The organism is Streptomyces sp. NPDC102462, assembly GCF_044765425.1.
Lineage (GTDB): Bacteria > Actinomycetota > Actinomycetes > Streptomycetales > Streptomycetaceae > Streptomyces.
Genome location: NZ_JBIWKB010000024.1, coordinates 108,914 through 128,267, shown reverse-complemented (window position 1 = coordinate 128,267; position 19,354 = coordinate 108,914). Strand labels below are relative to the sequence as shown.

The 19,354-nt window shown below is 72.9% G+C and carries 17 protein-coding genes and 1 pseudogene; 4 read left to right on the top strand and 14 right to left on the bottom strand.

The window, feature by feature from the left end; translation table 11 throughout:
• The 11 genes and pseudogenes from ACIRFL_RS21865 to ACIRFL_RS21815 form a co-directional block, all read right to left on the bottom strand.
• Positions 1–115: pseudogene (locus ACIRFL_RS21865) on the bottom strand (electron transfer flavoprotein subunit alpha/FixB family protein); the annotation flags it as partial.
• A 16-nt stretch (positions 116–131) separates the two neighbouring features.
• A complete protein-coding gene (locus tag ACIRFL_RS21860) occupies positions 132–920 on the bottom strand; it encodes an electron transfer flavoprotein subunit beta/FixA family protein (protein WP_404030725.1) in 789 nt (262 codons plus the stop codon).
• A complete protein-coding gene (locus ACIRFL_RS21855; RefSeq protein ID WP_404030722.1) occupies positions 917–1,588 on the bottom strand; it encodes a 3-oxoacid CoA-transferase subunit B in 672 nt (223 codons plus the stop codon). The genes ACIRFL_RS21860 and ACIRFL_RS21855 overlap by 4 nt, the downstream gene beginning before the upstream one ends.
• Positions 1,588–3,648, bottom strand: a complete 2,061-nt coding sequence (gene fahA, locus ACIRFL_RS21850; RefSeq protein WP_404030720.1) for a fumarylacetoacetase — start codon at positions 3,646–3,648, stop codon at positions 1,588–1,590. Before fahA ends, ACIRFL_RS21855 begins: the two co-directional genes overlap by 1 nt.
• On the bottom strand, positions 3,645–4,535 hold the full coding sequence (locus tag ACIRFL_RS21845) for a hypothetical protein (RefSeq protein WP_404030717.1): 891 nt from the start codon (positions 4,533–4,535) through the stop codon (positions 3,645–3,647). Before ACIRFL_RS21845 ends, fahA begins: the two co-directional genes overlap by 4 nt.
• A complete protein-coding gene (locus ACIRFL_RS21840; protein ID WP_404030714.1) occupies positions 4,532–5,734 on the bottom strand; it encodes a homogentisate 1,2-dioxygenase in 1,203 nt (400 codons plus the stop codon). The genes ACIRFL_RS21845 and ACIRFL_RS21840 overlap by 4 nt, the downstream gene beginning before the upstream one ends.
• Positions 5,735–5,901: 167 nt before the next feature.
• Positions 5,902–7,260 carry an MFS transporter gene (locus tag ACIRFL_RS21835; protein ID WP_404030712.1) on the bottom strand — a complete coding sequence of 453 codons (1,359 nt, stop codon included), beginning with the start codon at positions 7,258–7,260 and terminating at the stop codon, positions 5,902–5,904.
• A 93-nt stretch (positions 7,261–7,353) separates the two neighbouring features.
• Complete coding sequence (locus ACIRFL_RS21830; protein WP_404030709.1) at positions 7,354–8,775, bottom strand: FAD-dependent oxidoreductase; 1,422 nt, start codon at positions 8,773–8,775, stop codon at positions 7,354–7,356.
• On the bottom strand, positions 8,775–9,545 hold the full coding sequence (locus ACIRFL_RS21825) for an SDR family NAD(P)-dependent oxidoreductase (protein ID WP_404030748.1): 771 nt from the start codon (positions 9,543–9,545) through the stop codon (positions 8,775–8,777). The genes ACIRFL_RS21830 and ACIRFL_RS21825 overlap by 1 nt, the downstream gene beginning before the upstream one ends.
• Before the next feature lie 37 nt (positions 9,546–9,582).
• On the bottom strand, positions 9,583–10,458 hold the full coding sequence (locus ACIRFL_RS21820) for an SDR family NAD(P)-dependent oxidoreductase (protein WP_404030706.1): 876 nt from the start codon (positions 10,456–10,458) through the stop codon (positions 9,583–9,585).
• 262 nt (positions 10,459–10,720) lie between these two features.
• Positions 10,721–11,218, bottom strand: coding sequence for a nuclear transport factor 2 family protein (locus ACIRFL_RS21815; protein ID WP_404030703.1), 498 nt, complete (start codon positions 11,216–11,218; stop codon positions 10,721–10,723).
• Positions 11,219–11,430: 212 nt separating this feature from the next.
• Here ACIRFL_RS21815 and ACIRFL_RS21810 point away from each other — a divergent pair, with 212 nt between their 5' ends.
• The 3 genes from ACIRFL_RS21810 (at position 11,431) to ACIRFL_RS21800 (ending at position 14,653) form a co-directional block, all read left to right on the top strand.
• Positions 11,431–12,093 carry an IclR family transcriptional regulator gene (locus tag ACIRFL_RS21810; RefSeq protein ID WP_404030745.1) on the top strand — a complete coding sequence of 221 codons (663 nt, stop codon included), beginning with the start codon at positions 11,431–11,433 and terminating at the stop codon, positions 12,091–12,093.
• 62 nt (positions 12,094–12,155) lie between these two features.
• The gene (locus ACIRFL_RS21805; RefSeq protein WP_404030700.1) at positions 12,156–12,734 is read left to right on the top strand and encodes a GrpB family protein; all 579 of its coding nucleotides are present in this window, start codon (positions 12,156–12,158) and stop codon (positions 12,732–12,734) included.
• A gap of 155 nt (positions 12,735–12,889) precedes the next feature.
• Positions 12,890–14,653: an amidase gene (locus ACIRFL_RS21800; protein ID WP_404030697.1), complete on the top strand. Its 1,764-nt coding sequence runs from the start codon at positions 12,890–12,892 to the stop codon at positions 14,651–14,653.
• Between the two features lie 114 nt (positions 14,654–14,767).
• On the opposite strand, the gene ACIRFL_RS21795 is transcribed toward ACIRFL_RS21800, so the two are convergent.
• From ACIRFL_RS21795 to ACIRFL_RS21785, 3 genes are all read right to left on the bottom strand, one after another.
• The gene (locus ACIRFL_RS21795) at positions 14,768–16,150 is read right to left on the bottom strand and encodes an oxygenase MpaB family protein (RefSeq protein ID WP_404030742.1); all 1,383 of its coding nucleotides are present in this window, start codon (positions 16,148–16,150) and stop codon (positions 14,768–14,770) included.
• Between the two features lie 131 nt (positions 16,151–16,281).
• A complete protein-coding gene (uppS, locus tag ACIRFL_RS21790) occupies positions 16,282–17,061 on the bottom strand; it encodes a polyprenyl diphosphate synthase (protein ID WP_404030739.1) in 780 nt (259 codons plus the stop codon).
• A gap of 352 nt (positions 17,062–17,413) precedes the next feature.
• Positions 17,414–18,541 carry an epoxide hydrolase family protein gene (locus tag ACIRFL_RS21785; RefSeq protein ID WP_404030695.1) on the bottom strand — a complete coding sequence of 376 codons (1,128 nt, stop codon included), beginning with the start codon at positions 18,539–18,541 and terminating at the stop codon, positions 17,414–17,416.
• 119 nt (positions 18,542–18,660) lie between these two features.
• Between ACIRFL_RS21785 and ACIRFL_RS21780 the strand changes: the two genes are divergently transcribed.
• Positions 18,661–19,245, top strand: a complete 585-nt coding sequence (locus ACIRFL_RS21780) for a CGNR zinc finger domain-containing protein (protein ID WP_404030692.1) — start codon at positions 18,661–18,663, stop codon at positions 19,243–19,245.
• Positions 19,246–19,354 lie beyond the last annotated feature (109 nt).

Here is a 19,354-nt window from a genome sequence, read left to right as displayed (position 1 = left end):
CGCCGAGCGCGACCGCGACCGGCTCACCGATCCGGCGGGCCAGGGTCAACAGCTCCAGGGTGGGCTTGCGGACGGCACCGTCCACATGATCGACACAGACGAGGACTTCAGCCATGGATCCGTAACCTCTCTCAGATGAACTTCTGGGCCGCTAGGAACTCGGCGAGCTGCTTGCCGCCCTCGCCCTCGTCCTTGACGATCGTGCCCGCGGTGCGGGCCGGACGCTCGGCCACGGAGTCGACCGCCGTCCAGGCACCCGCCAGACCGACCTCCCCGGCGTCGATCTCCAGGTCGGACAGGTCCCAGGACTCGACCGGCTTCTTCTTCGCGGCCATGATCCCCTTGAAGGACGGGTAACGCGCCTCACCCGACTGGTCGGTGACCGACACCACCGCCGGAAGCCGGGCCTCCAGCTGCTCCGAGGCGGTGTCCCCGTCCCGGCGGCCCCTGACCGCGCCGTCCTCCACCGCCACCTCCGACAGCAGGGTCACCTGCGGAACACCCAGGCGCTCCGCCAGCAGCGCCGGGACGATACCGCCCGTGCCGTCCGTGGAGGCCATACCGGAGATCACCAGGTCGTAACCGGCCTTCTCGATCGCCTTCGCCAGCACCAGGGAAGTACCGATCGCGTCGGTGCCGTGCAGATCGTCGTCCTCGACATGGACCGCCTTGTCCGCACCCATGGACAGCGCCTTGCGCAGCGCGTCCTTGGCGTCCTCCGGACCCACCGTCAACACGGTGACCTCTACATCGTCGTCGGAGTTCTCGGAGACCTGCAGCGCCTGTTCGACCGCGTACTCGTCCAACTCGGAGAGCAGACCGTCCACGTCGTCCCGGTCGACGGTCAGGTCATCGGCGAAGTGCCGGTCGCCCGTGGCGTCAGGCACATACTTCACGGTGACGAGGATTCTCACGGTCATGGGGCGACTCCTGCTCGCTGCTGGTTCGGGGACGGGGCGTCCGTGATCAGGTGGGCTCCGGTGGCCGCCCGTACCTGGTCGACGGTGACGTCGGGTGCGAGGTCGACGAGGGCGATCCCACCGGGGGTGACGTCGAAGACGCCGAGGTCGGTGATGATGCGGTGCACACAGGCCCGCCCGGTGAGCGGAAGGGTGCACTCGCGCACGATCTTGGGGCTGCCGTCCTTGGCGGTGTGTTCCATCAGCACGATGACGCGCCGGGCGCCGTGGACGAGGTCCATGGCGCCGCCCATGCCCTTGATCATCTTGCCGGGCACGGTCCAGTTGGCCAGGTCGCCGCGTTCGGAGACCTGGAGGCCGCCCAGGACGGCCGTGTCGATGTGACCGCCGCGGATCATGCCGAAGGAGAGCGCGGCGTCGAAGAAGGCGGCTCCGGGGACGACGGTGACGGTCTCCTTGCCTGCGTTGATCAGGTCCGGGTCGACCTCGTGCGCGTACGGATAGGGGCCGACGCCGAGGATGCCGTTCTCGGAGTGCAGGACGACGTCGACGCCGGGCGGAAGGTGGCCGGGGACGAGGGTCGGCAGACCGATGCCGAGGTTGACGTAGGAGCCGTCGGTCAGTTCCGCCGCGGCCCTCGCGGCCAGCGCTTGTCGGTTCCAGGGCATCAGCCGCGCACCGTCTCTTTCTCGATCGTCCTGTCGGCCGCCTGGCCGGGGGTGAGCGGCACGACCCGCTGTACGAAGATTCCGGGCAGGTGTATCTCGTCGGGATCGAGCGCGCCGGGCTCCACCAGTTCCTCCACCTCGGCCACGGTCACGGTGGCGGCCATGGCGGCGAGCGGGTTGAAGTTGCGGGCGGAGCGGTGGAAGACGAGGTTGCCGTGGGTGTCGCCCCTGGCCGCCCGCACCAGCGCGAAGTCGGTGGTGATGGCCGTCTCCAGGATGTGTTCGACGCCCCGGAAGTCGCGTCGTTCCTTGGGCGGTGAGGCGACGGCCACGCTGCCGTCGGGGGCGAAGCGCCAGGGCAGTCCGCCGTCGGCGATCTGGGTGCCGACGCCGGCCGGTGTGTAGAAGGCGGGTATCCCGCAGCCGCCCGCGCGCAGCCGCTCGGCCAGGGTGCCCTGGGGGATGAGTTCGACCTCCAGTTCACCGGACAGGTACTGGCGGGCGAACTCCTTGTTCTCGCCGACGTAGGAGGCGGTCACCCGGCTGATCCTGTGGTCCGCGAGCAGCATGCCGAGGCCGTGGCCGTCGGTGCCGCAGTTGTTGGAGACGACCCGCAGGTCGCTCGCCCGGCCGCGGTGCAGTGCGCGGATCAGGACGGTCGGGATGCCGCACAGACCGAACCCGCCGACGGCGAGGGTCGACCGGTCGGTGATGTCCGCGACGGCGCTGTCCGCGTCGGTCACCTTGTTCATCGTGTCTCCGCGTTCATCGTGTCTCGGCGTTCCTCGTGTCTCGGCGTTCCTCGTGTCTCCGCGTTCGCTGAGCCCCTGTTCACCGGGGCTCCGTGGCGTCGCTGGGGCGGTGCGCGGGCCGGCGGTGACGCGTCCGGTGACCTGTCCGAAGCCGATCCGGGTGCCGTGCGGTCCCGGTGCGGTGGCGCTGAGGGTGACCTCGTCGCCGTCCTCGAGGAAGGCGCGGGTGGATCCGTCGGGAAGGGTGAGCGGTTCCTTGCCGTTCCAGGTCAGCTCCATCAGTGAGCCGCGCTGGCCGGGCCCGGGTCCGCTGACGGTGCCGGAGGCGTAGAAGTCGCCGGTGCGCAGCGACGCCCCGTTGACGGTCATATGGGCGAGCATCTGGGCCGGGGTCCAGTACATGGAGGTGAAGGGCGGCCGGGCGACCAGGTGTCCGTTGAGGCGGACCTCCAGGGTCAGGTCGAGGCCCCAGTCCTCGCCGTCGCGCAGATAGTCCTGGAGCGGCACGGTCCGGGCCGGCGGTGCCGTCCGCGCGTGCCGAAGGGCGTCCAGCGGGACGATCCACGGGGAGACGGAGGTCGCGAAGGACTTGGCGAGGAAGGGTCCGAGGGGCACGTACTCCCATGCCTGGAGGTCGCGTGCGCTCCAGTCGTTGACGAGGCAGACGCCGAAGACGTGGTCGGCGAAGGCGTCGACGCCCACCGACGTGCCCAGCGCGGTGCCGGTGCCGACGACGAAGCCGACCTCCGCCTCGATGTCCAGCTTGCGGCTCGGTCCGAAGGAGGGCGTCCCGGCTCCGGCGGGCCGGGTCTGGCCCCAGGGGCGGTTGATCTCGGTACCGGAGACGACGAGGGTTCCGGCCCGGCCGTGGTAGCCGATCGGCAGGTGTTTCCACTGCGGGGTGAGCGGTTCCTGTCCCGGGCGCAGCATCCGGCCGATGTTGGCGGCGTGGTGCTCGGAGGCGTAGAAGTCGACGTAGTCCGCGGCCTCGAACGGCAGGAACATGCGGACGTCGGCGGCGGCGTGCAGGGCCGCTTCGGCGCCGGGTCGGCGGGAGGCGTCGGTGAGCAGCGCCGTGATGTCGGCGCGCACCTGCCGCCAGCGGGTCCGGCCCTGGGCGAGGAAGGCGTTGAGGGTGGGGCGGGCGAAGGTGTCGTCCCCGAGGGCGCGGGCCAGGTCCAGTACGTGGTCGCCGATGGCGACGCCGACCCGACGGGGGCCGCCTGGGGGCGCGAAGACCCCGTAGGGCAGGTTGTGGAGCGTGAAGGGCGAGTCCTCGGGGACGGGGACCCAGCTGTCGGGGGTCATCGGGTGAGGTCCTTTCGGGTGAGGCCGAGGACGGTGGCGGCCTCGTTCACCGGGGTGCCGGTGGAGCAGGAGCCGTAGGAGAACAGCAGCGTGCGGGCTCGGGCGGCGGTGGCGGCGGGCAGCGCCCGGACGCGGCCCGCGAGGTCCGCGGTGTCGGTGATCTCCAGGGCGGCTCGGACGGCGTCCTGGTCCGGGCGGTGCGGCGCCGCGGGGTCCGCGCAGGCGGTCGCGGTGGCGAGCAGCAGGTTGAGGTAGCCGTGGTGGGTGAGGCCGGTGGCCGGGTCCCGGTGGCGCACCGCGTGGTGCAGTCCGGCCGTGGCCTTGAAGGGGACTTGGGCCCGGGCGCAGGCGACGATGAACCGGGCGACGTCCGCGGTGTCGGGGAACAGGCGGGCGCTGGTGCCGCCGCAGCGCAGCTTCGCGCCGGCCGGCCGGTCCGGGTCGCGAGGCAGGGCGGCGAGCAGGTCCTCGATCCCGGCCGGTGCGGCCGGTTCCAGGAAGAGGGGCACGGCGGTCCCGCGGACCGCGTCGAGGACGGCGGGTACGGCCGCCGCCGCGCTCGGCCCGAACAGCGCCAAGGGCGCCTCGATCAGGGCGAGTTCGAGCCGGGGGTCGGCGGCGATCGTGGTGAGCGCCGCCGTCAGCCGTGCGCCGGGGTCCTCCGCCGCCGTGCCGTCGGCGATCAGGCCGATCCGGAAGCGGTCGTCCGGTCGTAGTTCGGCGCGCACCCGCGCCAGCAGGCCCGCGGCGACGAGCAGGCGGTGGGTGTGCATGGGGTGTCCGGCCGCCAGGTCGGCGCGGTGTCGGCGTACGGCGTCGGGGGGCGCGAGCGCCGTGGGCGGGAACAGTCCCGCGTCGTCCACGAGCCGGTCCAGGAGCACGCTCACGCGGCGGGCCCCCGTCCGGCCCAGGTCCAGGCGTAGCCGGGGTCCTCCGCGGCAAGGGCGCCCTCACCGAGTTCGAGCGGCCGGAACGTGTCGACCATCACGGCCAGTTCGTCGAAGAACTCGGCGCCGATGCTGCGCTCGTAGGCGCCGGGCTGCGGGCCGTGGGCGTGGCCGCCGGGGTGCAGCGAGACGGATCCCTGGCCGATGCCGGAGCCCTTGCGGGCCTCGTAGTCGCCGCCGCAGTAGAACATCACCTCGTCGCTGTCGACGTTGGAGTGGTAGTAGGGCACCGGGATGGCGAGCGGGTGGTAGTCGACCTTGCGGGGCACGAAGTTGCACACGACGAACCGGTCGCCCTCGAAGACCTGATGGGCGGGCGGCGGCTGGTGGATGCGCCCGGTCAGCGGCTCGAAGTCGTGGATGCTGAAGGTGTACGGGTACAGGCAGCCGTCCCAGCCGACCACGTCGAAGGGGTGCGTGGCCTGTGTGAACACGGTGCCCAGCACCTCTCCGCGGGGGCCGCGGTGCTTGACGTGCACGTCGACGTCCGTGCCCGCGGCCAGCAGCGGTTCGGCCGGGCCGTGCAGATCGCGCTCGCAGAACGGCGCGTGTTCGAGGAGCTGGCCGTGGTGGGACAGATAGCGGCGGGCCGGGGCGATGTGCGAGTTGGCCTCGACGCAGTACAGCCGTAGCGGCCGGTCCGGCTCGGGCAGCCAGCGGTGGGTGGTGGCGCGGGGCAGGACGACGTAGTCGCCCGCGCGTGCGGTGAGGGTGCCGAACACGGTCTCCACGCGGGCCGCGCCGCTCTCCACGTACACACACTCGTCGCCGAGGCCGTTGCGGTAGTACGGGGAGGCGGCCCCGGCCACCACGTAGGAAATCCGCACATCGCCGTTGCCGAGCAGCAGGCGGCGGCCGGTGACCGCGTCCGTGGTGCGCCAGACGTCGGCGCCGAAGAGGGTGTGCGGTGTGAAGTGCCGTGGTTTGAGCGGGTGGTTGGCGGTGGTGTCCTGACCGGTCAGGTCCCAGGGACGGGAGTCGGTGATCGCCGAGGGGATCTCCCGGTGGTAGAGGAGGGAGGAGTCGGAGGAGAAGCCCTCCTCGCCCATCAGTTCCTCGAACCGCAGACGGCCGTCCGTGCCGCGGTGCTGGGTGTGGCGTTTGGGCGGTACGTCGCCGACGCTGCGGTAGTGGGGCATGGCGGTGGTTCCTCGGGTGGGCGGGTGGCCGGGCCGCGTGCGGCGGCCCGGCCGGATCGGATGCGGTGGGGCGTGCGGGTCGGACGCGGTGGGGGATGCGGTGGGGTGGATGCGCCGGGGTGGGCGGATCGCCGGGTGGGGTGGGCGGGTCGATGCGGCGGAAGCGGTCAGGCGGGGACTTCGGTGGCCGGGCGCGTGTGTGCCCCGCTGTCGCGCCGGTCCCGGGGCACCTTGAGGAAGGCGAGCATCACGGCGCACACGATCAGGCAGCCGATCGGGAAGTACAGGCCGACGGTGACGTCGTCGGCGGTGGCGTTCTTGCCGATGAGGTAGGGGCTGACGAAGCCGCCGAGGGCCGCGATGGAGTTGATGCCCGCCAGGCCGACCGCGGTCTGCTCGCGCGGCAGCACCCGGGCGGCCAGCGCCCAGTAGGGGGCCATGTAGCCGAGGACGCCGACGGCGACCAGGCTGAGACAGATCAGGGCCGGGGTGGGGCTGTGCCGGAAGGCGATGGTGCCGCCCAGGCCCGCGGCGCCCAGCAGCATCAGGCCGATCACATGGAAGCGGCGTTCGCTGGTGCGGTCGGAGTTGCGCGCGACCAGCAGCATGCCGACCGCGCCCACCAGGAACGGGATGGCGCCGAGCAGACCGATGTTGGTGGCCGAGTACGAAGGGTCGAGCTGCTGGACGATCTTCGGCAGGAAGAAGGAGAAGCCGTACAGGCCGCAGGCGGCGAAGAAGTTGGCGACGGCCAGGTAGAGGACCTTGCGGTTCTTCAGCGTCCTGAGCTGGCCGCGCACCGTCTCCTGCGCCGCGCCGCCGGCACCGTCCTGCGTGTACTCCTTGTCGATCTCCGCCTGGAGCCAGGCCCGCTCGTCGGGGTTCAGGAAGCGGGCGTCGGCCGGCCGGTTGGGCAGCCAGACGAGGGTGACGATGCCGATGACGACGGCGGGAGCGCCCTGCAGGATGAACACCCAGCGCCAGCTGCTCATGTCCAGCCAGTGGGCGTGGTCGAGGATCCAGCCGCCGGTCATGCTGCCGAGGATCATGGCGATCGGCTGGGCGAGCGCGAGCATGGCGATGGCCCGGCCGCGTTCCCGGCCCCGGTACCAGAACGTCAGGTAGAGCAGCAGCCCGGGGAAGAGGCCGGCCTCGGCGATGCCCAGCGCGATCCGGGCCACGTACAGGTGGGTGACGTCGGTGACGAATCCCGTGACCACGGTGACCAGGCCCCAGCTGATGGCGATGCGGGCCAGCCAGAGCCGGGCGCCGACCTTCTTCAGCATCATGTTGCTGGGGATCTCAAGGACGACGTAGGCGAGGAAGAAGATCGAGGCGACCGCGCCGAAGGTGGCCGTGGTGATGCCCAGGTCGTCGCGCATGCCGAGTTCGGCGTAGCTGATGTTGGACCTGTCCATGTAGTTGAACACATACAGCAGGCCCACGATCGGGAAGATCCGGAGCGAGACCTTTCTGATCGTTCTTCTGCCGGGGTCACTGCCCTCGACGTTGAGGTTCGTTCCCATGACGGCTCCTGAGAGAGGGAGAGGAAGAGATCCTGAGAGAGGAGAGAAGAGAGGGGGGAAGGGAAGGGGATGATCCGGCTGTGGGGGTGGGGGTCACGCGGCTGCGGCGGCGTTGACGCCCGCGATGCGGCCCATGGTGAGGGCGTTGGCGACCGCGTTGCCGCCGCCGACGTAGCGCATGCCGAGCACTCCCCCGCCCGCCTCGCCGGCCGCGAACAGTCCGGGAACCGGGCTGCCGGTGCGGTCCAGTACGGCGGCACGGTGGTCGATCTCCAGCCCGGTGTGCGTGCAGACGAGTTCGGCGGGCAGCACCCGGGCCGCGTAGTACGGGGCCGATGCGATCGGGTCGGGGCGGGCCGGGGCGCCCTTGGCCGCCAGGGACTGCTCCCGCAGGAAGTCGGCATCGGCGCCGGTCTCGGGCAGCTGCGCGTTCCACCGGGTCACGGTGGCGGTGAGCGCGTGGGCGGGTACGCCGATGTGTTCGGCGAGCGCGTCGAGGGTGGCGGCCCGGGCCAGGCGCCCGGCCGCCGCCTCCTGTGCGACCCGCGCGGGGGTCCAGTCGGCGTAGCCGGTCGGCAGGCCGAGCCGTGCCTTCTCGTCGAACACCGCCCACACGGGGCCGTCCTGGGCGAGGATGATGCCGCTGGAGACGGCGTACGAGGCGTCCTCGTCCATGAAGCGCCGCCCGGAGGAGTTGACGTACACCCGTGACGCGGGCGGGAATCCGGCCTGCCAGTGGTGGTGGCGCTGGAAGTAGGCGGTGGGCAGCATCAGCCCCCAGCCGTCGCCGGCGAGTGCGCTGCCCGTCTGTTCGGCGAAGGCGAGGTGGTCGCCGCGGCTGCCCGGGGCGGCGACCACGAACAGGAAGTCGCCCGCGTCGAGCGCGTCCGGGTAGTGCCGGCGCAGCAGGCCGGGGTTCTGGGCGAAGCCGCCGCTGGCGACGACCACGGCGCGGGCGCGTACCTCGATGCCGTCGGCCACGACCCCGGTGACCCGGCCGTCCTCGTACAGCAGCGACGTGACGCGGGTGTGCAGAACGGCCTCGACACGGCGGGCCCTGCGCGCCCGGTCGAGGACCTGGACCAGGCCGTAACCCTGGTCGCGGGGCACATGGCCGCGCCACACGTCCTCCACGCCCGCGCGGGAGAGCCCCGGTGTGTGGGCGTCGCTGGAGCGGACGGCGGGGACGTCCAGGCCGAGACCGATCATCCACTCCAGCGTCGGGCCGGCCGCGGCGCAGAAGGCACGCACCAGGCCGGGTTTGAGCTGCCACTGGTTGAGGTCCATGTAGTGCTGGAAGTGGCGCTCGGCGCTGTCGTCGACACCGAGGGCGCGCTGCACGCTGGTGCCGGCGGCGGTGATCAGGCCGGCGGACAGCTGTGTCGAGCCGCCCAGTTCCCCTTCCGACTCGAACAGCAGGACCGTGGCACCCCGTTCGGCGGCGCTCACCGCGGCGGCGAGACCGGCGCCGCCGCCGCCCACCACGATGACGTCGAGGTCGTCGAGGTCGGTCATCACAAGGCTCCTTCCGCGTCGGCGAGGATGCGGTGGTACAGCCCGTTGGACACCAGACCGCCGTCGAGGGTGACCTCGCTGCCGGTCATGTACGCGCTGCGGTCGGACAGCAGGAAGAGGACGGCGTCGGTGATCTCGGCGGGCTCGGCCGGCCGCCCGGCCGGGATGCTGCGCCGTGCCGAGGCCACGAAGGCGTCCGAGCCGGCCAGCAGCCCGGTGGCCACCAGGCCCGGATGCAGCGAGTTCACCCGGATGTTCCACGCGGCCAGCTCGCCGGCGGCCGACTTCGACAGGCCCGTCAGCCCCCACTTGCTTGCCGCGTACGAGGGCGAGAAGTAGCCGATGAGGCCGGAGATCGAGGAGATGTTGACGATCGCGCCGCCTCCGCCGTCCCGCATCAGCGGGGCCACCGCCTGCATGCCGTGGAAGGCGCCGAAGAGGTTGACCCGCAGCACCCGGTCCCACACCTCCTCGGTGGTGTCCATGAACCGCAGCCGCCGGGAGACGCCGGCGTTGTTCACCAGACCGTCCAGCCGGCCGTCCACGGCACGAACGGCTTCGACCACGGCGCGCCAGCCGGCCGAGTCGGTGACGTCCAGGTGGTGTGCGGTGGCCCGGCCGCCGGCCTCGGCGATCTCCTGGGCGACGGGTGCGCAGTCGGCCACGTCGGCGAGGTGCACATGGCTGCCGCGGCGGGCCAGCGCCCGGGCGTGCTCGGCGCCCATGCCCGCGGCGGCGCCCGTGACGAGGACCACCGACGGGTAGCGCACCGGTTCGGCGTACGCGGCATACGCGGGATACGCAGCCTCAGACATGGCGGGAACCGCCGTCCACCGCCAGGCTGTGCCCGGTGACGTAACGGGCGCTGTCGGAGAGCAGGAACAGCAGGACGCCGAGGACTTCCTGCGGGGATCCGAGGCGGTGCAGGGGCACGCTGTCCAGGGCGTGCCCGAGGGCGGCGGGGTCCTCCCGCACCCAGCGGGTCATCTCGGTGTCGATGTATCCCGGGGCGATGGAGTTGACGCGCAGCCCGAGGTCGCCGAACTCGACGGCCAGGGACTCGGTGAGGTGGGCGACCGACGCCTTGGACGCGCAGTACGCGGCACGGCCCTTGCGTACCCGGACCGCGGACACGGAGGACATGTTGACGATGGCGCCGCCCGGCCGCATGTGCCGGGCCGCGCTCTGCGAACCGAACAGCACGCCCTGGACGTTGACGCGCAGCACCGCGTCGATCTGCTCCGGCGGGATGTCCTGTGCGAAGGCGTGCGGGAAGATGCCCGCGTTGTTCACCCAGTGGTCCAGGCGGCCGAACTCGGTCGCGGCGAGCGCGGCCAGTTCCTCGTGGCCGGCCGGGTCGCCGACGTCGACCGCGGCGGGCACGATGCGGCCGCGCCTGCCGCCCTCGGGCAGGGCGTCGGCCTGTGCGTTGATCTCCTCGGCGGTGCGTTTCATCGCGTCGAGGTCGATGTCCGCGGCGATCACGTCGACCCCGCGCAGGGCAAGGCCCTCGCTGAAGACGGCACCCATGCCGCGCGCGGCACCGGTCACGACGGCGGCCGTGCCCGCGAGTTCGGGGTAGTACGCGGTGGGCGGCCGGTGGTCGACCCGGCCGGGGCCCGAGCGGTGGGCCGCGGCGGCGTCGGCGTCGAGGGCGGTGGCCGGCGTGTCGATGGTGCTCATGAAGAAGGTTCCTTCGTCGTTGAAGTGCGGGTCGGGGCGGGGCCGCGGTGTACCCGGCCGCCGTGTCCCGGACGGTGGCAAGGGTGGGCGGGGGCTCCGGGAGGGTGGCTCCCGGGCGTGGAGCACCGGCGGGTGCGGTGCGCCGGGGGCGTGCGGGGGCGGAAGAGCGTGCGGTGCGCGGTCGGGCGGGGTGTGCGCGACGGGCGCCGGGAGCTTGGGAGGGGCGCGGCCGTCCCCGAGGGATGCGCGTGTGGGCGGCGGGTCAGCGGTCGTTGCCGGATGCGGGCGCGACGGCGTCGGGTTCGGGGGTGTCGGCGTCGGGTTCGGGGGTGTCGTCGCGGCGTACCCGGCGGGATGCGACGCGCCAGACGTCGCCGTCCCGGACCACCCGGTCGGTGAGGGTGGTCAGCCGTTCGAGGTGCGGTGTCCCGCCGCGCGGTGTCGCGACGATCTGCAGGTAGGCAAGGACCCGCAGGGTGTCCGCTCCGGCGCTCTCCACCACGAGGTTGGTGACGATGTGCCGCCGCACCACGCCCGCCGCCGCCGCGGTGGCGGCGAACTCCCCGGCGAACGCGGTCAGCGCGGCGGTGCCCGTGACGGCCGCGGGGTAGCTCGGGGAGTCGAAGGTGGCGTCGGCGGTGAAGGTCGCGGCCCAGTCCGCGGCCCGGCCGCCGTCGATGAGGTGGCTCTGGCGGTGGTACAGCTGGTGGATCCCGGCGAGCACGGCGCTGTCGGGTCCGGCGGGTGCGCGCGGGGTCATACGGCGTCCCTTCGGCTCGGCTTCCCCGCACCGGCCGGCTGTCCCTGGCGGACGGAGCGGGGAGGTTGTCTGACCACTGACTGTGTGCGATAATCGCACGAGCAGTGCGAATAGTGTGAGCGTAGGCACGTGGCTGAAACTCGTCAAGGGATGGATTCGTGAACCCCACAGCGCAGACCTGGGCGCCGCCCGAGATCGTCGTCGACTCGGGCATGTCGAAGACCCTCCACCACGGACTGTTGATCCTCCGGCTGCTGTCGGAGCATCCACGGGGTCTGACCATCACGGACGTCGCCGAGCGGATCGGCGTGCACCGCACCGTCGCCCACCGGCTGGTGCGGACCCTGGAGGCACACCAACTGTGCCGCAGGGACGGGCAACGCCGGATCGTCCTGGGCACGGGTCTGGTCACCCTGGCCGAACCCGTCGAGCAGGACCTCAGGGCCCTCGCGCGCCCCGTCCTCGACGAACTCGCCGAGGCCACCCGCGCCACCGCCCACCTGCTGGTACGCGAAGGCACTCAGGACATGCGGGCGCTGATGGTGGTCGAACCGCGGGGCGCCCTGGCGCACGTGTCGTTCCGCCCCGGCCAGACCCACTCGATCCAGCAGGGCTCGGGCGGCCTCGCCCTGCTGGCCGGCGGCCCGTACCGGGACGGCGAACGCCCCGAGGTCACCGAAGCGCGCGCGAAGGGCTACGCGGTCACCATGGGGGAGGTCATTCCGGCCGTCATCGGGGTGTCCGCCGCCGTACCCAGCCACCGGGGCGAGGCCACCACCAGCATCGGCGTCTCGGTCTTCGAACCGGAGGGGATCGACGACCTGGGCCGGACGGTGGTGGAGGCGGCGAAGCGCCTCGGAAACCTCCTGACCTGAACCGCGCAGCCGCCCGTCCCGGCCGGCGTGATGGGATGGCTGACGTGGATGAGCGTGCCGACATGGCTGACGTGGACGAGCAGGTGCATGTAGTGGCCCACGATCCGGCCTGGGCGGGAGCGGGCCGCGATCTCGTCCGGGCCGTCTCGACGGCTCTGCGCGGGCTGCCGGTGGATGTGGCCCACATCGGTTCCACCGCCGTTCCGGGTCTCGACGCCAAACCGATCATCGACGTCCAGGTCGGCTGCCCCGGCGGCGAGACCCGGCTCGCCGTTTCCCGCATCGAGGCGCTGGGCTTTGAGCATCTGGGACAGGCCGGGGTGCCGGGGCGGGAGTATCTGCGCCGGCGGTCGGGGCGGCTCGCCAATGTCCACGTGGTCGCGCGCGGCGGTCGGCTGTGGACGGACAACCTGCTGTTCCGCGACTATCTGTCGTCGCACCCCGCCGCTGCCGACCGGTACGCCGAGGCCAAACGGGAAGCGGCCGACCGGGCGCCGAGCCTGCTCGCGTACTCGGCGCTGAAGGCACGGGCCGTGGAGCAGATCATGGACGCGGCCCGGCGGGCAGGCGGTCCGCGGCGGCACTCGTCCGGCGATGCGCCGGCATCTGCCGCGGGCGGCGACAGCGGCGAACCGGCGTAGCGGGCGGACGGTTCCGGTCCTGCCGGGCGCCCCGACCGTGCCCGCGTCGTTCTCAGCGCGGCGACTGGAGCCGGCGTCCTTCGGGTCGTCGGAGAGGTGAAGGGCGTGCACGCTCGGATCAGACTGTCCGAGTTCGGCCTCGTGGAAGGACGACCATGGTGACCACGGACCACCAGGACTGCGCGGTGATCGCCCCGGCGGGCACACCGCCCGGCCTGCTTGAGGAGTTCTGGCGCTACGACCGGGCGCTGCTCGCCGCCGACCGGGCCACGCTCGACGCGTTGTTCCCGCCCGGCCCGCACACCCTGAGCGCGGACGGCAGCGGGCCGCTCTCCGGGCACGCGGCGCTCGGCCCGCTGCGTGCGGCCCACGGCCGGGTGCCCACGCGGCGGGTCGTCGAGGTGCAGGTACGTCCGCTCGGCGCGGACGCCGCCCTGGTGACGGCGCGGACCCGGGACGGGGAGGCCGACGGGTCGCAGACGCAGGTGTGGCAGCGCGGCACGGCGGGCCGGTGGCTGGTCGCCTGGCAGGTCACCCTGCCGGCGGCACCGTCCTGCGCCACGGCACCACACTCCCCCACCACGGCACCGCACTCCCCCACCGCGACGCCACACTCCCCCGCCGAGACGCCACCCTCCTCCACCGAGACGCCACCCTCCGCCGGCAAGGCTTCGGCCTCGCCCAGCACGACACCGCACTCCTCCGGCGAGGCGGCGGCCGACTCCGCTCCCTTCGACCGGACGGTCTGGCGGGCCGTCGGCGATCCGCTGGTGGCCGCCCGGGCCCCGGGCCCCCTCGACGGCGTCGGCATCGCGGTCAAGGACCTGTTCGCGGTCGCCGGACAGCCGATCGGGGCCGGGGTCGCGGCCTGGCTCGCCGAGCAGCGGCCGCAGACGGAGACGGCACCCGCGCTGGCGGAACTGCTCGACGCGGGCGCGCACATCGTCGGCATCGCCCGAACGGACGAGTTCGCCTACAGCCTGACGGGGGCCAACGCGCACTACGGGACGCCGCCGAACCCGGCCGCTCCCGATCGTGTCAGCGGCGGTTCGACCGGCGGTCCCGCCGCCGCGGTGGCGCTGGGCCAGGCCGCCGTGGGGCTCGGCACCGACACCGCAGGATCGATCCGGATCCCCGCCTCCTACCAGGGCCTTGTGGGGCTGCGCAGCACACACGGTTCGATCGACAGGGACGGCGTGCTGCCGCTCGCCCGGTCCTTCGACGCCATCGGCTGGCTGACCGAGGACGTGGCCGCCTCCACCGCGATCGCCCGTGTGCTGCTGGGCGGCCCCGACGGGACCGGTCGGCCGGCCGACCGCACCCTGCGGCTGCCGACCGTGGAGGCCATGGCGGCGCCCGAGGTGGTGGAGGCGTTCTCCGCCGTCGTCGAGCGGGCGGCCGCCGCGGGCCTGCTTCCTCCGGTGCACGGCGTCGACCTGCCGCACGCCCAGCTCGAACGCTGGGTCGAGGCGTTCCGCACGGTCCAGGCGTGGGAGGCGTGGCAGGCCCACGGCTGCTGGCTGACCGCACACCCGGACGCGCTGGGACCCGACGTGGCCGGCCGGTTCGCCCAGGCGTCCCGGGTGAGCGAGGACGAGGCGGCGCGCGCCCTGGCCGTGACGGCCGAGGCGGCCGGACGGCTCACCGAGTTGCTGTCCGGCGCCGTGCTCGCCCTCCCCACCGCCCCCGGCCCGGCGCCGTCACGGGCCGCGACCGGGCAGCAGTTCGAGACCGCACGGGCGGCGACCCTCCGGATGACCTGTCTCGCCGGGCTGGCGGGTGCGCCCGCGGTGTCGCTGCCCCTGCTGCGGTCCGCCGACGGCCTGCCGGTCGGGCTGTGTCTGGTCGGCGCTCCGGGCTCCGACCTCGACCTGCTCACCCTCGCCGCCGGCCTGGAGACCTCCCCACGACCGGCCTGACCGCCACCGGCGCTCTCGCTCGGAGCACCCCGGGCCCCGCTCAGCGCCCCGCGTCGTCCAAGGGCATGCCCACGCCGCCGTCATGACGGGCGTTGGCGCGCGCCGAGGAGGGGATCAGGCGTCGGCGAGCAGGGGGTCGTACGGTGTCGAGCGCCGGCGGCCCGACATGAACGACAGGAAGTCCTTGACGAACGCGACCCGGCCGTACGTTCCCTCGCCGCCGTCCGTGTCACGGCGGAACGCGGTACGGAACAGGGCGCGGTACTCGTCGGCGTCGATGCGCCCGTCGCCGTCCTTGTCGGTGACGTCGAAGAGGACCTCGGCGACCCTGATCAGCGCGGGTCCGGCCAGGGAGGGGACGGCCACGGCGTACTCCCGCGCGCTGACGCGTCCGTCGTCGTCCGCGTCGAGGGCCGACTGGAGTTCCCGCCACCACTCGGCGTAGGCGTTGTAGAGCCTGGTCTCCTCGGGCTCGTCCAGGTCGAGACGGCCGGCCAGTTCCCGGGCCATGGCGGCGAGGTCGGGCCAGTCCAGACAGCCGTCGCCGGTCTGGTCCAGCACGGTCCGGAAGAACTCCTCGGCACCACGCTGGACGTCTTCCTCCCCCGCGGGGTCCGGCGGCGGCGTGGTCAGCGGGCTGACGAGCCGGATCAGGGCCCCGGCCCGCCTGACCCGGTCGTGCAGCGCGGTGATCGTCCTCGCCCGTGGGTCGTCGCTGCCGGGCGACAGCGACAGCAGGTCGGCGATGCCCTCGGCCCTGATCCAGCCGCCGGGCAGGAAGCGGGCCAGGCCGGCGGCCAGGTAGGCGCCCTGCATCAGGGTCCGGGCACCGGGGATCTCGGGCAGCCCGGCGCGCCGGCGGAAGGGTTCCGGGAGGGAGGCCACGGTGATCGCTCCGACGACGGGCCCCGCGAGGGTGCGGCCCGCCGCCCACAGCGTGGGCAGACCGTTCAGCAGGGGCGGCGCCGGCAGATGGTCGAAGAGCTTGTAGAGGATGATGCGCATCGCCTCCGTGTTCTCCAGTTCCTCCTCGACCACGCGGTCGAAGTACGGCCAGAACTCGTGGAGGGTGGGCGGCAGATGACCGGCCTTGTCGCCCAAGGTGGCGAGGAACGCCTGGAATTCGGCGTACAGCCGCTCCATGGCCCTCTGTTCGAGGGGCTGTCCGCTCAGCCGGCACATGGTGACGGCGCTGTCGAACAGGGTCGCCACCACCCAGGCGCGCACCCCGGGGTCCAGCGCGTCGTACGGCCGGTGCTGTGCGTCGGTGCCGCTCAGCCGTGCGTGCAATCGATTGAGCCGCGCGGCCTCCCGGTGCCGGGTGTGATCGTCGGCGCCGAACATGCGGTTCAGGCTCACCAGGGTGTTGCGCAGCCGTCGCCAAGGGTGGGCCACGAACGTCGAATTGTCGATCAGGGCCGCGCCGATCTGCGGGTGGGCGGCCTCCAGTACGGTCGCCCGGATCATGGCCAGTGCCCAGCGCGGGTCGTCGCGCATGTCGTGGAACTGCGAGCCGGGGCCGAACCGAGGCCCGGTGACCGGCTCGTCGGCGGGCCGTCGTGGATCGCCGTCGGAGCCCGTGCCGGTGTCGGTGTCGGCGCGCTCGGGGTGGCCGGAATCGGTGTCGGTCACGATCGGGGCTCTCCGTTCGAAGTCGGCATCACACCGCCGAAGCGGCGGTCGCGTTGCTGATAGGTGTGCAGGCACTCCAGGAAGTGCGGGGCGCGGAAGTCGGGCCAGAGCACCGGCGGGAAGATCCACTCGGCGTAGGCGACCTGCCAGAGCATGAAGTTGGAGATGCGCTGTTCCCCGGAGGTCCGGATGACGAGGTCCACGTCGGGTGTGTCGGGGAAGGGCAGATGGGCGGCGAAGTGCTGCTCGGTCACGGCGTCGGCCGGCACTCCGCTGCGGATCAGCGACCGTGCCGCTTCCACGATGTCCCTGCGCCCGCCGTGGTCGAACGCGACGGTCAGCGTCATACGCCGGTTGTTGCCGGTGAGTGTCGTCAGATCGGCGAAGTCCCGGGCCAGGGCGGTGGGGATGCGTGGGTCCGCGACGCCGAGGAACCGGCAGCGGATCCCGCGCGCGTGCAGCAGCGCGGCGTGTTTGCGCACCACGCGACGCACCGTCCGCATGAGGAAGTCGACTTCCGTGCTCGGCCGGCGCCAGTTCTCGGTGGAGAACGCGTACAGGCTGAGCCATTCGACGCCTGCCGACCGCGCCGCCTCGATGACGTCGATCACCGTGGTCTCGGCGGCGCGGTGGCCCGCCGTACGGGGCAGGGAACGCTGCGCCGCCCAGCGGCCGTTCCCGTCCATCACACAGGCGACATGCCGTGGCGTGCGCCGCCGGCCGTCGCCGTCCGCGCGCTGCGGAGCGGGGTCGGATGAGGGGGCGGAACCGCCCATGGTCTGCCGAACCGTCATGCCGACCCCCCAGCCCCCCGTGCCGCCGTTCTCCCCCGCGCGGTGCGCGGCACCCTGCCCCGCGAGCCGCCCGGCTCCCGCAGCAGAGTGTCAGCACCGGACTCCCCGACAGGCCGCGCGCGGCACGGATTCACCCGGGGAACTCCCGTCCGATCCGGCGGTTGCCGCGCCGGATGCCACGGGTGCCGCGGCGGCCCGCCGGCCCGGTCGGCGGATGCTGGACGCCCCGTCTGCCGACCGCGGCCGGGGCCGCCGGGGGCACGGCCGACGGCACGGCGCACCGCTGGAGCGACGGCCGGGCCGAGACGGACGCACCCGGCTCACCCGTGCCTGCTCAGCGCCGTCCCGCCTCACGGAAGAACTCGGTGATGTCCTCGGCGAGGAGCGCGGGTTCCTCGTGGGCGGCGAAGTGGCCGCCGCGTGGCATCCGGGTGTAGCGGACCAGGTGGTAGCCGCGCTCCACCCAGGAGCGCGGCGGCCGGCTGAGATCGTGCGGGAACACGGCGATCGCGGTCGGCACCTCGACGCGCTGCCACGCATACCGGTACTCGAAGTACGGGCGCAGCGACGTGGCGATGGTGCCGGTGTGCCAGTACAGGCTCACCTGGGTGAGCACCTCGTCGTCGGTGAAGCGGGTGGAGAGGTCGCCGCCGCTGTCGCTCCACGCGCGGTACTTCTCCGCGATCCACGCCAGCAGCCCGACCGGTGAGTCGGCCAGCCCGTAGGCGAGTGTCATCGGCCGTGTGGACTGCTGGTGCTGGTAGCCGCCCTCGTCCCGCTCCCAGCGTGCGACCTCGGCGAGATAGCGCCGCTCCTCGGGCGTCTGGTCCTCCTCGGGCACGTCGGGCGGTCCGGCCGCGGCGAGCACGTGGATTCCGGTGAGCGATCGCGGGTAGGCCCGGGCCAGCCGGGTCGTCACACCGGCGCCGAGGTCACCGCCGTGCGCGCCGAACCGCCGGTATCCGAGCACGTCCCGCATCAACGTGTGCCACAGGTCGTGTGTCTGCGCGCCGTCCGTCCGCTGTGCGGAGAAGGCGAAGCCCGGCAGTGAGGGCACCACGACGTCGAACGAGTCGGCGGGGTCGCCGCCGTAGCGGCTCGGATGCGCCAGCCGGTCGGCCAGTTGCGTCAGTTCGAGGAACGTGCTGGGCCAGCCGTGGGTCAGCACGATCGGGAACGGGTCGTCGCCCTCACCGCGGACATGCAGGAAGTGGACCTGGGTGCCGCCGATCGGCACGGTGAAGTGGGGCAGGCGGTTGATCGCCGCCTCCTGCGCGCGCCAGTCGAACCCGTCCGCCCAGTGCGCGGCGAGCCGTCCGATGGTCGTCGGCTCGGCGCCGGCCGACCAGCCCGGCGCCGGGATCGGCGTGGGCCAACGGGTCGTCGCCAGCCGGCGCCTCAGGTCCGCCAGCGACTCCTCTTCCACCCGCACGGTGAACGGGTGGGGTTTCATCGTCTCCATCGCAGCGCCGCCCTCACCTTTCGCCCGGCAACATCGGTCCACCCCAGCAGTGAAACACCAGTGAACGCTAACAACGGTGTCGCTCGCTCGCAACACCGGCTTTGGATTACAGTGGTGTCGTGAACGGGCCGACAGCAGACCTTCCCGACCTCGGCGTCGTGGTCGGGTTCCTGAACACGCGCGACGAGCGGTCGTTCAGCCGGCACGGCGTGGCGCACGGCGGCGGTGAGGCGCTGGACTCGCCGGGCGCGCTCTCCGCCTGGCTGGCGGAGCATGCGCTCGCCGGCCCACGGACCCGGCTGGCCGAGCGCGATCTGGCCGCGGCCCTCGCACTGCGCGCCGCCCTCCGTGCGGCCCTGACGCCCCACGAGGGTCCGGCCGGCTCCGGCGGCTCGGACATCGACGCGGTTCTCGCCGGTTTCCCGCTGCGGCTCACCCTCGCCGCGGACGGCACGCTCGGCCTCGGCCCGGCCACCGACGGCCCTCATCCGGCCCTCGGCCGGCTCGCGGCGACGGTCGCCCTCGCGGTGGCCGACGGCCGGTGGCACCGCGTCCGGCTGTGTGCCGCCCCCGACTGCCGCTGGGCCTTCCACGACACCTCCCGTGGGGGCGCCGGCCGATGGTGTTCCATGGCCGCCTGCGGCAACCGGGTCAAGACCCGCGCCTACCGCGAACGACGACACCACACCGCCCCGGCCGAGTGACCCCGCCCGCCCGGGCGCCCTCCGGGTCATTGGTTACCGTGTCCCTGTATCTGTACCTGTCCTGTCCGTGTTCCGGTCGCCTGCCTGCCAGGGGAAGGATTGCCACGCA